The sequence below is a fragment of the Parabacteroides merdae ATCC 43184 genome (genome assembly GCF_025151215.1).
Classification (GTDB): domain Bacteria; phylum Bacteroidota; class Bacteroidia; order Bacteroidales; family Tannerellaceae; genus Parabacteroides; species Parabacteroides merdae.
Genome location: NZ_CP102286.1, coordinates 3020006 through 3034642, shown reverse-complemented (window position 1 = coordinate 3034642; position 14637 = coordinate 3020006). Strand labels below are relative to the sequence as shown.

Below are 14637 nucleotides of genomic sequence, written 5' to 3'. Positions count from 1 at the left end.
CCCATACACATACACTTAATTCCTCAACCTCTCTCTTGAATTTTTCCAATCCTTTCCCAAACTTTTTTTTTATTTTTTCCTTCAAATTTTTTCCCTAATCTAAAAAATGTCTATCTTTGTCCATAGAAGAGTTCCTCATAAGTATGAGGTTGTAAAATACTGAAATTAGCACAATCTCCAAATCGTTACCTTAGACTTTTCAAAACTTTCATAAGCGTTTGTCTTTCAAATCAATCCATCAATTAGATAAGAATTTAAAGTAGAAAAAAACACAGAGCGGAACATAGTGACCTTAAAATAAGAACATGTCAAACATAAAAACGTATAGCCTATGATGAAAGAACAGTAGAAAAACAAAAGCGGCAGAAGCTACCAACAACTGCCGCAGAAGTTAAAGCAAACACAAGTCGTAATTTTTTAGTATTCACTTTAAATTTAGAACAAAGATATGAAAAGAAAAACTTTGTTGTTGCCTTTTATTATCTATAATAGTAACATTAAATATTTTTTTAGGATTATGAGAATATCACTTTTCCTATTGTTTGTATGTGTGTTTCAATTGATGGCAGAAGAAGCAGATGCACAAAATGCAGAGATCAAACTTAGCCAGAATAGCATGACAATAAAACAATTGGTCAAAGAGATTGAGGCGCAAACTGACTATTTGGTTGTGTTTCGGGATCAGGATGTGGATGTCAACAAGACTGTTTCTTTTAACACAAAAACAGCTACAGTTGCAGACTATCTAGAAATGATTACTAAAAACACAGGTATTAGTTATCAGTTTGAAAATAACTATATTACGTTATTGTCTACCTCTTCTAAATCTGTAAATCAAGAGAAAAAGAAAAAAATAAGTGGACAAATAGTTGATACTTACGGTTTAGCGGTTATAGGGGCAAATGTTGTAGAAAAGGGAACGACGAATGGTACGATAACGGATGTAGACGGAAATTTTTCTTTGGAAGTCGATGAAAACAGCACGTTGGTTGTAAGCTATATTGGGTATACTCCACAAGAAATAATCGTAGCAAATAAATCAAATTTTAGTATTAAATTGAAAGAAGATACCGAAGTATTGGATGAGGTTGTAGTGGTAGGTTATGGAACAGCGAAGAAAAAGGATCTTACAGGAGCTGTTTCTAGTGTAAAAGCCGAAAAATTATCAGCTCAGGCTCCTCGAAATGTACAAGATATTTTACGTTCGAATGCCGCTGGTTTGAATATTGGTATAGCTACTGATGCTAAAGCTGAGGCTGATTTATCTGTTCGGGGTAAAGGTACTTTATCTGCGGGCAGTTCACCTCTTATTGTTTTAGATGGAGTGATTTATGAAGGAAATTTGTCAGATATAACTCCTGAAGATATTGCAAGTGTAGATGTTTTGAAAGATGCGAGTTCGTCTGCCGTATATGGAGCAAAAGCCGCAAATGGAGTTATTGCAATTACAACAAAAAAAGGAATTCAAGGGAAACCTGTGATTAATTTCAATGCAAATATCTCTTTTGCAAAATCTGCGAATCAACCTAAAATATTGGATGCTGAGGGATTCTTGAAATTTAGGCAGGATTATAATGAAGGGAGAAATTCGGATGAATATTTGGCTAAATATCCTCAAATATTTGTAAATCCATTTAAGCTACAAGGTGTCGATCCGCTTGTTTGGTATAATTATGACCAAAGTGTACCTGCCACATCTGTCACTGATAAACAATTGGAAACTCAATGGTTATCCCGTCTGAATTTACTGACTCCTGAAATTGATAATTATTTTGCAGGTAGAATTACGAAATGGGATGATCTTGTATTTCAAACGGGATTACAACAAGATTATACAGTTAGTGTATCGAATGCTACAGAAAGGACTTCGCAATATTACTCATTGAACTGGGCGGATAGGGAAGGTATTATTACCGGAGATAAATATACAAATTTTAGAGCAAGAATGAATGTGAAAACAGAAATCACATCATTCCTTTCTGTAGGTATGAATGCTCAATTTTCCTCTCGAAATGAAGGCTTTTTGAAGTGTCTTTGGGAGCAAATGACTATGATTTCACCTTATGGAGCAAATGAGGTGGATAATTTAGAAAGCCCTTATAGACGAAATCCGACAGGAATGGACCCTGTCAATCCTTTCTATGATAATATGTATACAGAAAGGAAAGATTTGTATCAGAATTTAAATGCAAAACTGTATGCAGAAGTTAAACTTCCATTTGGAATCGAATATACTTTGAATTTCACTCCTTACTATAGTTGGCATGATTATTATAATCATTATTCATCTGAAGGAGAAAAATGGGAAGCTATAGGAGGAGCTTCAGTTAGAACGAATACTAAACAGTTCAGTTGGCAAATAGATAATATCATTCGCTGGAAGAGAGAATTTGCTCAGAAGCATAAAGTAGAAGTCACACTGTTAGCGAATGCAGAAAAAGCTCAGTATTGGTCCACTACGGCAGAGGCTCAAGGATATACGCCTAATGATGTTTTGGGATATCATCAGTTGCAATCGGGATCAGTACAAAAAGTATCAAGTGATGATACGTATCAAACAGGGGATGCTTTAATGGCTCGTCTATTTTATTCGTTTAATAACAAATATATGTTGACAACTTCTATCCGACGTGACGGATATTCTGCATTTGGAAAGAAAAACCCTCGAGCAACATTTCCTTCTGTCGCTTTAGGATGGGTTTTTACTCAAGAACAATTTATGCAACAAGCAAATTCGTGGCTGAATTATGCAAAATTGAGAATTTCTTGGGGAGAAAATGGAAATAGAGATATTGGCCAGTATGCAGCATTGGCTCAAATGAAATCAAGTTTGAGACCTTATATTGACCAAACAGGCAATATTTATACAATTTCTCAGATGTTTGTAAATACGATGGCAAACCATAATTTAAAATGGGAAAGAACTGCTGCGTTTAATTTTGGTTTGGATTTCTCTTTATTCGATGAATTGTTGAGTGGTTCCATTGAAACTTACGTATCTAAGACAAATGATTTGTTAGTAAAACGAGCATTACCCGATGTTACTGGTTTTAATAGTGTAACTGCCAATTTGGGGCAGTTACAGAATAAAGGATTTGAATTAACTTTAAATGCAAATATTATTAATTCAAAAGATTTCAAATGGTTCGCTTCTGGTAATTTTTCTTTAAATAGAAGAAAAATAAATAGCCTTTATGGTGATATGGTCGATGTTTTGGATGAGAATGGAAATGTTATTGGACAAAAAGAGTCGGATGATGAAACCAATAAATGGTTTATTGGTCAAGATCCGGATCGTATTTGGGATTATGAGAGAGCTGGAGTCTGGCAAAAAGATGAACGTGAAGAAGCTGCGATTTATGGGTGTCAACCTGGTGATTTTAAATATGTCGACCAAAACGGAGACGGTATCATGAATAATAAAGATAAAGTTTTTCAAGGATATACAACTCCTCGTTTTCGTTGGACTTTGAGGAATGAATGGACTTATAAAAATCTCTCATTATCGGCTGTCTTATATTCTTATTTAGGACATTACGGCGCTTTTCAAAGGGCTGCCAATAATTATTCGTTTCCAGATAGAACTTCGGACTATGATTTCCCAAGATGGACGGCTACAAATCCAATAAATGATTATGCACGTATTGGCTCAAAGAACATAGGAACTAATTATGTAAATAAGTCATTTGTACGTTTGGAAAATGTGACGTTATCTTATCATTTTCCGAAAGAGTGGATAAATAAATTTGCTATACAGTCTTTACGTTTATCGGGTAGTATTCAGAATGCTGCAGTTTTTGCTCCTCATTGGAATTTCTGGGATCCAGAGAGCGGCTCTGTTACTCCTCGTACGTTTAATTTAGGTATTAATGTTACATTGTAAAAATTAGATTATGAAAAGTAGGAATATATATATATGCGTTGCTGTAGCTTTTTTATCGCTCAATTCTTGTACAGATAGTTGGTTAGAGCCTAAGCCATTATCTTTTCATACTCCAGAAGATACTTATGTTGGAGTTGATGGGTTTGAAGCTACTTTGTCTGCATGCGAAGCTGAAATGCACGATGAGTATAATGGAGATGGATGTGCCATCCTTACAGAGATGATACAATCGGATATTTGTGTGGAAGGAACTACTGATAAAGCTGGGCCTCAAATGGATATGGATAAATCTTTATTACCTGATATGCCTTTGGACAATATGGATTATACTCGTGTCGGATGGTATTGGACACATGGTTACAAAGCCATTAAATCTGCAAATATAATCATTGCTCGTATTGATGAAGGAAAATTTGCAAATGAAGAAGATAAGAGTCGGATTTTGGGACAGGCTTATTTTCATAGGGCTTATTGGTATTATAAATTAGTTCATCAATTCGGCGATATCCCTTGGTTAGATTACGAATTGGCAGAACCTAAGACCGATTTTTATTCTTACGACAGATGGAGTATTTTGGAAGAATTAAAAAGAAATTTGGAATATTCTTATCAAAATGTACCTGATAATGTCAATCGTGGGAAAGTTTCAAAAAGTGCTTGTGGGGTTTTGTTGATGAAAATAAATATATGCTTGGGATATTTTGACGAAGCAATACAAATAGGACAATCTATAGTAGCCGAACATCCATTAATGACAACTCGTTTTACATCAAATCAAAACAAACCTAAAACCAATTTAATGCATGATCTGCACAGTGTTGAAGCAAAAATGGATATATCAAATACCGAGGGGTTGATGTATATTGTATCATACCCTAATGCTCAAGGATCTGTAAGATCTCAATTGATGAGAAATACAATTCCACGTGTAGTTGGAGTTACGACCCCAGACGGAATGTCTGGAATTGTTTATACTGATAATGTGGAATCTCAATATGAAATAAATAAAACGTATGGAAGAGGTATTGGTAGAGCCCGTTGTACTAATTATTATCAGTACACAATATGGACGGAAAAGGAGAAAAACGATTTAAGAGGTGTTTATAATCGTGATAGTTGGATAAGTCCATCTGATTTGTATTATAATGATCCGACGTTAAAAACAAGTGGAAACATTTATTATGGTACACATTTGGTGAAAAGCCCAGCAATGTCTGTAGAAGATTCTATTCGAGCTTGGTATCAATGGCCTCATTATAAACTATATGTACCTGATCCACTTTCTTCGAGTTGGTATTGGGGAGGTGAAACTCCTATGTATATTTATCGCTCGACGGAAGTTTATCTATTGATGGCAGAAGCTTATTATTGGAAAGAACAACCAGCTAAAGTTGCAGAGATGTTGAATGTCGTACGTAATCGAGCTGGAGCAGAATCTTTGACCGCTTCAGATATTAATATCGGTTCAATTTTAGATGAACGGGCGCGTGAGCTGTATTATGAAGAAAATAGGCACGTAGAAATTACTCGTATAGCTTTTACTTATGCTCGTACTGGTAGAAATTGTGAATATTTTGGAAGAAGTTATAGTCTTGATAATATATCGGGACCCGGAGGTGCTGGTTCTAATATTAAACAAGAGGGAATCAATTTTTGGTATGATTGGGTAAATGCTAAGAATAATTTTTATAATAAAGGCATCAAGCATCGTTGGGCTGAATATAAAATCAGTGTCCATCATCTGTTATGGCCTGTTCCTGCATCAGCTATTAATGCGAATACGAAAGGGGTTATAAATCAGAATATCGGTTATCCTGGTGCAGAGAAAAATGTAGAGCCACTGAAAGTTGGTCAATTATAACAAATGGATGTTTTATTAAAAATAGAATGAATCATGAGATCATTTTCTTATATATTATTTCTTTCTTTGATTTGTAATTTTGCTTATGGTCAAGCGATCATAAAAGGAATAAATTATGATGAAAGTAAAGTCCCTGATTTTGTGCTGCCGGATCCTCTTATTTGTAATGACGGACAGCAAGTAACCACTGCGGATGAATGGGAAAAGGTAAGAAGACCGGAAATTTTAGAGATATTTATGTCTAAGGTCTATGGACGGACACCGACTGATAAAATCGATGTGTCTTATACCTTATTGGCTTGTGATCCTAAAGCAATGGATGGTAAAGCAACTTGTAAACAAATATTGTTCACTTTTACAAATGGGAAGAAAACAATAGATGCAATTCTATTATTATATATTCCTAACCATGTACAAGGAAGAGTACCTGTGTTTGTTGGATATAATTTTATGGGGAATCAAACGACAACATTAGAACCATCGATTTACTATTCTCCAGGATTAAGGTTTGTACATGGCAAAGATAGTCCCGTATGGACAAGAGGAGCGCAGAAAAACCGTTGGTGTTATGATAAAATATTAGAACGTGGATATGCTGTAGCGACTATGTGTTATCATGATATCTATCCGGATCGAGCAGAGTTGAGAGATTATAGTGTAGCTTCTCTTTTCCCTGATTATATATCAGGATCCAAAAATCATGATGAGTGGGAAGCAATTGGAGTTTGGGCTTGGGGATCAAGTCGTATTGTTGATTATTTGGAACGTGAGGGAAGAATAGATATGAGTAAAATTGCAATAATGGGACATTCCAGACAGGGGAAAGCTGCGCTTTGGTCTGGAGCTCAGGATTCACGTTTCAAAGTGGTCATATCGAATGATTCTGGTTGTGGAGGAGCTGCCTTGTCAAAAAGAGTTTATGGGGAAAATATTGCTCGCATAACAACTGTTCTTTCTCATTGGTTTTGCCCTGCATTTAGTCAATATGCAGGTAATGAAGAAAATTTGCCTTTTGACCAGCATGAGATGCTGGCTTTAATAGCACCACGCCACCTTTATGTAGCGAGTGCGGAAGGCGATCTTTGGGCTGATCCTAAAGGTGAATATTTATCTGCATATTATACCAATAAAGTTTATGAATTATACAAAATGAAAGGGTTGGACTCACCAGTTCCTCCGGCTGTTCATCAACCAATTATGAATGATGTAGGTTATCATATACGGGCAGGTAAACATGATGTGACAGATTATGATTGGGAGCGCTTTATGGATTTCTGTGATTTACATTTTAAGTAAATTGGATTTCCTGTAAAGATTAAAAAATGGAAATCTTGGATTTTGGTTTCTGAAGGAATATTTATTCATTATTCAACATAGCTTTTCAAAAACTTGATATACCTCTAAGAAACAGCACAGCGTAGGAGGCTAAGCTAGTATCTTAGAGGTATTTTCTATATAAGAATATTTGAATCTATGAATGATGATTTAGAAACAACCATCATACCATCATGCTTCTTGTGTAAAGGTTGAATATCAAGATATACAGCTATGATAGTTCTTATTTCAACTATCATGCAACTATCATAAATCAGCTGTTTAACCATCATTTTGGTCGTTTTTATCGGAAAATAGATGTACTTTGGAAGTGTTAAAACAGAATGTTTTTGAGAATGTATAAGCCTTTTTTGCCGGAATAAGGTACTTTGGAAAGCAAAAGACGTTAGTTCTTTTCCTCAAAATACGCGTATCAGGTCCATTTACACCCACATCTGAGCGGTCTTGAGACCTGGGTCTGCAGGGGGGTGACACCCGGATCTCGACAAAAATATATAGCTATATTGCTGATAATAAGCTATATGTTGTGTGTGAAAAAGCTATTATATCTATGATAGTATGATAGTTAAAAAAACATCCATCATGCCTGCTATCATTCTATGTAGAGATTGATATTCATTATATAAAAGGCAAAGCATGATGGTATGACAGTTGTTTTCGCAATCGAAATTCATCTCTTTGCAGAGATATGTACCTCCTTCATGTGAATCGGATTTGTGGATTTTTATAAAACCTCTACCACCCTCTCCAGGGCCATCCCGTGCGATCCCTTTATCAGCACATGATATCCTTCCAAGGGATTTTTGCGCAAGGCTTCGATCAGCTCCTCTGTTGTGGCATAGGTGGTGAAGTCTTTTCCGGCGGCTTTTTGGAAATGTTCGCCGCACAGAAATACTTTATCGTAATTACCTTCCTTGATCCGGGCTACGACTTCGGTATGGAGTTCGTCGCTTGTAGGACCTAATTCGCGCATGTCGCCTAAGATGAGAGCTTTGGGCGAGACAGGCATTGTGGCGAAATTGTCTAAAGCAACTTTCATGCTGCTCGGATTTGCGTTGTAGGCATCGATGATCAGTTCGTTATTTTCAGTCTTTTTCAGTTGTGAACGGTTGTTAGTCGGCTCGTAAGCGGTAATGGCACGGCTGATGCGTTCTGCCGGAATCTTGAAGAAACGGCCAACAGCAACGGCAACTAAGGCATTGTCCAGATTGTAGCTGCCGATCAGATGGGTTTCCACTGTGTGGATTTTGCCCTGTTGTCTCCATTCGAAAGTCAGGTAGGGATTGCAGCTGACTACACATCCCCAGGCAAAAGCCGTTTCATCGGAACCGTATGTGACCTGTTCGATTCCATTGGCGATCTCTTTCAGATATTTATTATCCTGATTGATGAATATCTTACCTTTCGTGCGGCGCATATAGTCGTATAATTCACCCTTTGTTTTGATCACACCTTCGAATGAGCCGAAACCTTCCAGATGGGCACGCCCGACATTGGTGATAATCCCGTAGTTTGGCTGTGCTATGTCGACCAACTCTTTGATATCGCCCGGATGGCTGGCTCCCATTTCGATCACAGCCATTTCGTGGTCGTGCGTCAGGCGGAGCAAGGTGAGAGGTACGCCGATATGGTTGTTCAGGTTGCCTTCGGTGTAGAGAAGGTTGTATTTGGTAGACAGGACGGAAGCCAGCAGTTCCTTGGTCGTTGTCTTTCCGTTTGTTCCGGTGATACCGATAATCGGACAGCCGATCACTTTACGGTGGCGGTGCGCTAATTGCTGCAAGGTCGTCAGCACGTTGTCCACAAGGATTGTGCGTTCTCCTATAAAATAATCCGGATTGTCGATTACCGCATACACGCAACCGGATGCCAGCGCCTTTTCTGCATATTGGTTACCATCGAATTTATCCCCTTTCAAGGCAAAGAAAATCGAACCGCGAGGGCAGTTTCGGCTGTCGGTTGTCACTTTCGGATTGTGTATAAACAATTCATATAGTTCAGGAATAGTCATAGTCTTTTTCCCTTTATAATTTCTATGAGAGTTATTTTGCGCAAATGTAGTGATTTAATGTATTTACCTTTATCTTTGTCGGAAAGAAAAATAAGAATGTTACATAAAACGCTCAATATTAGAGGAACGCTTACCTCACTCGATACTCCGCTGGTGATGGGGATTCTGAATGTCACTCCCGACTCTTTTTATGCCGATAGTAGGAAGCAGACGGAAGTTGCAATTGAGGAACGCATACAGGCAATTTTGTCCGAGGGAGGACAGATCATCGACCTCGGAGGTTATTCTTCCCGCCCCGATGCCGCAGAGGTCTCACCGGAAGAGGAGATGAAACGTCTGGCTTTTGCCTTGAAAATACTGAATACGCATTATCCGGATGTGACCCTGTCTGTCGATACATTCCGGGCGGATGTGGCACGTCGTTGCGTCGAAGAATACGGCGTCGCGATAATCAACGATATTTCGGGAGGAGAGTTGGATGCTGGAATGTTTGAGACGGTCGCCCGTTTGCATGTACCTTATATAATGATGCATATGCGTGGAACTCCTCAGACGATGCAGCAACATACCGATTATGCAGATATAATGGAGGAGATTATGCTCTATTTTGCCCGGAAAGTCCGACAGCTCCGTTTGTTGGGAGTGAACGATATTATATTGGATCCCGGTTTCGGTTTCAGTAAGACGGTAGACCAGAATTATACGTTAATGGGACATCTGCGTGAGTTTAAGGATTTCGGTTTACCTTTGCTCGTCGGTGTTTCCCGCAAGAGCATGATTTATAAATATCTGGGTGGAACACCAGCCGACAGCCTGAATGGAACGACAGTCCTGAACACGATCGCTTTGTTGAATGGGACGGATATCCTTCGTGTCCACGACGTAAAAGCCGCAGTAGAAGCAGTCAAACTCGTTTCGAAAACTTTCAATTTTCAACTTTCAACTTTCAACTGTTAATATTATGTGGATGAATTTCGGAATAAAAGACCTGATTGATGTTTTATTGGTAGCCTTCTTCTTGTACCAGACATATAAGCTGATGAAGAATTCCGGAACTCTGGCTATCTTTAGTGGAGTAGTGTCGTTTATTATTGTCTGGATTCTGGTTTCCCAAGTGTTGGAGATGCGTTTGATGGGAGCGATACTCGACAAGTTTATCAGTGTCGGTTTCCTTGTGCTGGTGATTTTGTTTCAGGATGAGATACGTCGTTTTCTGGTGGCGCTCGGTTCGCACAGGGGATGGAAGTTTCTGGGAAAAATATTTTCGAAGAAGAACCATGACAAGGAGAACGAAGGGAAGTTCATTGCCCCGGTTGTCCTGGCTTGCATGAATATGGCGAAGAAAAAGACGGGAGCACTGATATGCATCCAGCAGGATGTCGATCTGACTGTTTATGAGCATACCGGTGAAATGTTCAACGCTGATGCCAATGCCCGCCTGATCGAAAATATATTCTTCAAAAACAGTCCTTTGCATGATGGCGCCATGATCATTGCGGACAACCGTATCAAGGCTGCCGGCTGTATTCTTCCGGTTGCCCAAAACGCTAATTTGCCGAAAGATATGGGATTACGCCATCGTTCCGGCTTGGGAATGTCGCTCGAAACGGATGCACTGGTAATCATCGTTTCGGAAGAGCGCGGGAAGATATCGGTCGCCCATAATGGTAAAATAGAAGTGAACGTTACGGCAGAGGATTTGCAACAAATCCTGTCAGGGGAGAAGGAAGTAACAAATTATTGTTAAATGTTCTGAAACTGATAAGTCTGCATGTAAATCTTTTACTGATTTTGCAAACTCTATATTGCATTTTGCCTACTTTTGTACCCGATTATTGTGATATCTAACTAACAATATAATAAAAACAGATCTTCCGCTATGGACTTAATGCAAGAGATTATTGCACGCGCTAAAGCAAACAAACAGCGTATCGTTCTTCCTGAAGGAACAGAAGAAAGAACATTGAAAGCTGCCGACCGTTTAGTGGCCGACGAAGTTGCAGACATTATCCTGATTGGCAACCCCGCTGAAATCAACAGCCTGGCTGCTCAGTACGGGTTGAACCACATCGGACAAACTACTATTATCGATCCGAAGAATCACGAAAAGAAAGCCGCTTACGCAGACCTGCTTTTCCAGCTGCGCCAGAAAAAGGGTATGACTCCTGAAAAGGCTGCCGTTTTAGTAGAAGATCCTTTGTTTCTTGCCTGCCTGATGATTAAATCCGGCGATGCCGACGGTGAAATCGCTGGTGCACAGAACACGACCGGCAATGTGTTGCGTCCCGCTTTGCAGATTATCAAGACTGCTCCGGGTATGAGTTGCGTTTCAGGTGCGTTCTTGATGTTTACAAAGACTCCCCAGTATGGTAAAGAAGGCATTTTGGTATTTGCCGACTGTGCCGTAATGCCGAATCCGACAGCACCAGAATTGGCAAGTATCGCTATTGCTACAGCTGCTACAGCCCGCGATATCGTAGGAATGGAACCGCGTGTCGCCATGCTGAGCTTCTCTACGAAAGGCAGTGCCTCTCACGAGATGGTCGACAAGGTTGTCGAAGCTACCCGTCTGGCAAAAGAAATGGCTCCCGACCTGAAGGTTGACGGAGAATTGCAGGCCGATGCCGCTTTGGTTGAAAAGGTCGCTTCATTGAAGGCTCCGGGCAGCGATGTTGCCGGACAGGCTAACGTTTTGGTATTCCCGACTCTGGAAGTGGGCAATATCGCTTATAAGCTGGTTCAGCGTTTAGGAGGTGCAGAAGCTGTAGGTCCTATCCTGCAGGGTATGGCTGCTCCGGTTAACGACCTGTCTCGCGGTTGCTCTGTTGACGATATCTATAAGATGGTTGCGATTGCATGTAACCAGTCGATAGGTTTGAAAGCAAATAAATAATTTGATTTATGAATTATGATTTATGTGACGATGATAAATCATAATTCATAAATTCCTAAAATCCCAACTCATAAATCATTAAATCATGAAAGTATTAGTATTAAACTGCGGTAGTAGTTCTATTAAATATAAATTGTTCGATATGACATCCGGTGAAGTAATGGCACAAGGTGGTATCGAAAAGATCGGTCTGCCCGGTGCATTCCTGAAACTGACCGACAAAGACGGTAAGAAAGTTGTTTTGGAAAAAGAAATGCCCGGCCACAAGGAAGGTATCGAATTTATCCTGAGTATTCTGACTGACAAGACATACGGCTGCATTAAGGAATATAACGAAATCGACGCTGTCGGCCACCGTGTGGTACATGGAGGTGAAAAGTTCGCTTCCAGCGTGAAGATCGACCGGGATGTGATCAACAAGGTAATCGAATGTTCGGATCTGGCTCCGTTGCATAACCCGGCTAACCTGAAGGGGATCGATGCTATGGAAGCGTTGATTCCGGGTATTCCCCAGGTAGCAGTATTCGATACGGCTTTCCACCAGACAATGCCGGCTAAGGCTTATATGTACGGTTTGCCTTACGAGATGTATACGAAATACGGTGTGCGCCGTTACGGTTTCCATGGAACAAGCCACCGCTATGTTTCCCGTCGCGCTTGCGAAATCCTGGGCGTTCCTTATGAAGAACAGAAGATCATTACGGCTCATGTAGGCAACGGTGGTTCCATCGCTGCCGTAGATCATGGCAAATGTGTTGATACTTCTATGGGGCTGACTCCGGTTGAAGGTCTGCTGATGGGTACTCGTTGCGGTGACGTAGACGCTGGTGCTCTTTCCTTTATCATGGAAAAAGAAGGATTGGATGGTCATGGTTTATCAGACTTGATCAACAAGAAGAGTGGGGTTGCCGGCTTGGTCGGTGGTTCCTCCGATATGCGTGATTTGGAAGCAGCCGTAGAGGCAGGCGATGAACGTGCTACTATGGTTTTGGATGTTTACAACTACCGCATCAAGAAATATATCGGTGCTTACGCTGCTGCCATGGGTGGTTGCGATATCTTGGTTTGGACCGGTGGTGTCGGTGAAAACCAGTGGGCGACACGTCGTGTCGTTTGTGAAAACATGGAATACATGGGCATGAAGATTGACGTTGAAAAGAATGAAGGTATGCGTGGTGAAGAAATGGTCATCAGTACACCGGACAGCAAGGTTACGATCATTGTGGTCCCGACAGACGAAGAATACATGATCGCTGCCGATACAATGGATATATTAGGTAAATAATAATTATTCTAATCCTCACAGCTTACAAAACATTAGGATTAGTGTTTAGACTGCCCCGACACCGGTTGGGGCGGTCTTTTTTTATAAAATGAAACGGTCAAAATCTTTACAATAAACAAGGGGTAGATAGAAACTTTCATCTTTAAAAGATCTGACAACCTGATTGTCTTGAATTGTAAAAAGACATTGTCCTGTCTCATCGGATAATATGACAGATGACTGTTCCGCCCCTTCTGTGCAAATGTTCTGAATAAATTCGGAATCAATGGCTCTTTGGAATGCATCGTTTATTAATGCTGTTCCGTTGTTTGATTTAAGATGGGTATTAATACATTCTCGAACGATACGGGTTTTGTACTCAAAAGAATCTCCTTCACTGCTTGATAGAGCTTTGATTGCACAGAACAAAGCTTTACCTGCCGTACTTTTACCAGAATCGTTAATTCCGGTAATGACTGTTAAGCCACCAATTTCTATTGAAGTGAAGCATGCTTGATTTTGCTTATATTGGAGAGTTCAGTTTGCATCGTCTTTCTATTTAGTATGATTATACAAATGTAACGATAAATATTAGTAAAAACTAATTCTCTTCTTACTCTGTTTCGAACTGCTCCATATACAGCATTTCCCCGTCCCAGACGATATAGGAGAAATATTGCATCCAGTCACCCGCGATCAGTAGGCGCGCGGTACGTGAAAGCATCAAGTCGAGCATGATATGGCGGTGTCCGAAGATAAAGAAGTTGATATCCGGGTGTGTCTTGAGGTATTCTTTTGCAAAGAGGGCCATATACTCGTGGTCTTCGCCCTGGTATTCGGCTGCTTCCCTTGTCTTATGTTTTTTTAATCCGCTTTTACGACTGCTGAGCGACCAGCCGAGAGCGAAGCCGAACGTCCAGCGGGGATGGATGCCCGCATACAGCCATTGGCAGAATTTATTACGGAAAAGGGTGCGAAGGAAACGGAATGCCTTGCTTCTATAGTCTACCTCGTCGCCATGTCCGAGGAAGAACCGTTTGCCTAAAAGGTCTACAGTGAGCACATCCCGGTGGATGATCGCACCTATCTCCTTTGGCAGATAGTCGAACATCCAGATGTCGTGATTGCCGATAAATATATGGATTTCCACTCCATTATCGGATAGTTCCGCCAATTTACCAAGGAAACGGACAAAGCCTTTCGGTACGACGTATTTATATTCATACCAATAGTCGAACATATCCCCTAGGAAATAAATAGCCATTGCCTCGTCTTTGATGCTGTCCAGCCAGCGTACCAGTCTCTTTTCGACGGCAAGCGGGTCTTTATGGAAGCGGGCACCCAGATGGGCGTCCGATGCAAAATATATTTTCTTTCGAAGGGAATCCAT

Annotated in this window: 10 protein-coding genes; 8 read left to right on the top strand and 2 right to left on the bottom strand. The window is 40.1% G+C overall.

The annotated features are described in order from the left end of the window. Nucleotides 1-448 precede the first annotated feature (448 nt). From NQ542_RS12660 to NQ542_RS12650, 3 genes are read left to right on the top strand one after another with little or no spacing between them, the layout of a single operon-like run. Nucleotides 449-3883, top strand: a complete 3435-nt coding sequence (locus NQ542_RS12660; protein ID WP_005634519.1) for a TonB-dependent receptor — start codon at nt 449-451, stop codon at nt 3881-3883. A gap of 10 nt (nt 3884-3893) precedes the next feature. Continuing rightward, nucleotides 3894-5744: a RagB/SusD family nutrient uptake outer membrane protein gene (locus NQ542_RS12655; protein ID WP_005634516.1), complete on the top strand. Its 1851-nt coding sequence runs from the start codon at nt 3894-3896 to the stop codon at nt 5742-5744. Nucleotides 5745-5777: 33 nt separating this feature from the next. After that, nucleotides 5778-7040, top strand: a complete 1263-nt coding sequence (locus NQ542_RS12650; RefSeq protein ID WP_005634514.1) for an alpha/beta hydrolase family protein — start codon at nt 5778-5780, stop codon at nt 7038-7040. A gap of 763 nt (nt 7041-7803) precedes the next feature. On the opposite strand, the gene NQ542_RS12645 is transcribed toward NQ542_RS12650, so the two are convergent. Then, entirely contained in the window at nt 7804-9090 is a 1287-nt protein-coding gene (locus tag NQ542_RS12645) for a UDP-N-acetylmuramoyl-tripeptide--D-alanyl-D-alanine ligase (RefSeq protein ID WP_005634498.1), read from the bottom strand. A gap of 96 nt (nt 9091-9186) precedes the next feature. Here NQ542_RS12645 and folP point away from each other — a divergent pair, with 96 nt between their 5' ends. From folP to NQ542_RS12620, 5 genes are all read left to right on the top strand, one after another. Further along, nucleotides 9187-10047, top strand: a complete 861-nt coding sequence (gene folP, locus NQ542_RS12640; protein WP_005634497.1) for a dihydropteroate synthase — start codon at nt 9187-9189, stop codon at nt 10045-10047. Nucleotides 10048-10051: 4 nt separating this feature from the next. Continuing rightward, entirely contained in the window at nt 10052-10837 is a 786-nt protein-coding gene (gene cdaA, locus NQ542_RS12635) for a diadenylate cyclase CdaA (RefSeq protein ID WP_005634496.1), read from the top strand. Between the two features lie 132 nt (nt 10838-10969). Continuing rightward, a complete protein-coding gene (pta, locus tag NQ542_RS12630) occupies nt 10970-11983 on the top strand; it encodes a phosphate acetyltransferase (RefSeq protein ID WP_005634495.1) in 1014 nt (337 codons plus the stop codon). Nucleotides 11984-12068: 85 nt separating this feature from the next. After that, the gene (locus NQ542_RS12625; protein WP_005634493.1) at nt 12069-13268 is read left to right on the top strand and encodes an acetate/propionate family kinase; all 1200 of its coding nucleotides are present in this window, start codon (nt 12069-12071) and stop codon (nt 13266-13268) included. 265 nt (nt 13269-13533) lie between these two features. Then, nucleotides 13534-13764, top strand: a complete 231-nt coding sequence (locus NQ542_RS12620) for a hypothetical protein (protein ID WP_046451767.1) — start codon at nt 13534-13536, stop codon at nt 13762-13764. A 96-nt stretch (nt 13765-13860) separates the two neighbouring features. Here NQ542_RS12620 and NQ542_RS12615 read toward each other — a convergent pair whose 3' ends face one another. Continuing rightward, nucleotides 13861-14637 (bottom strand): UDP-2,3-diacylglucosamine diphosphatase, encoded by a 777-nt coding sequence (locus tag NQ542_RS12615; protein ID WP_005634487.1) that lies wholly within the window; start codon nt 14635-14637, stop codon nt 13861-13863.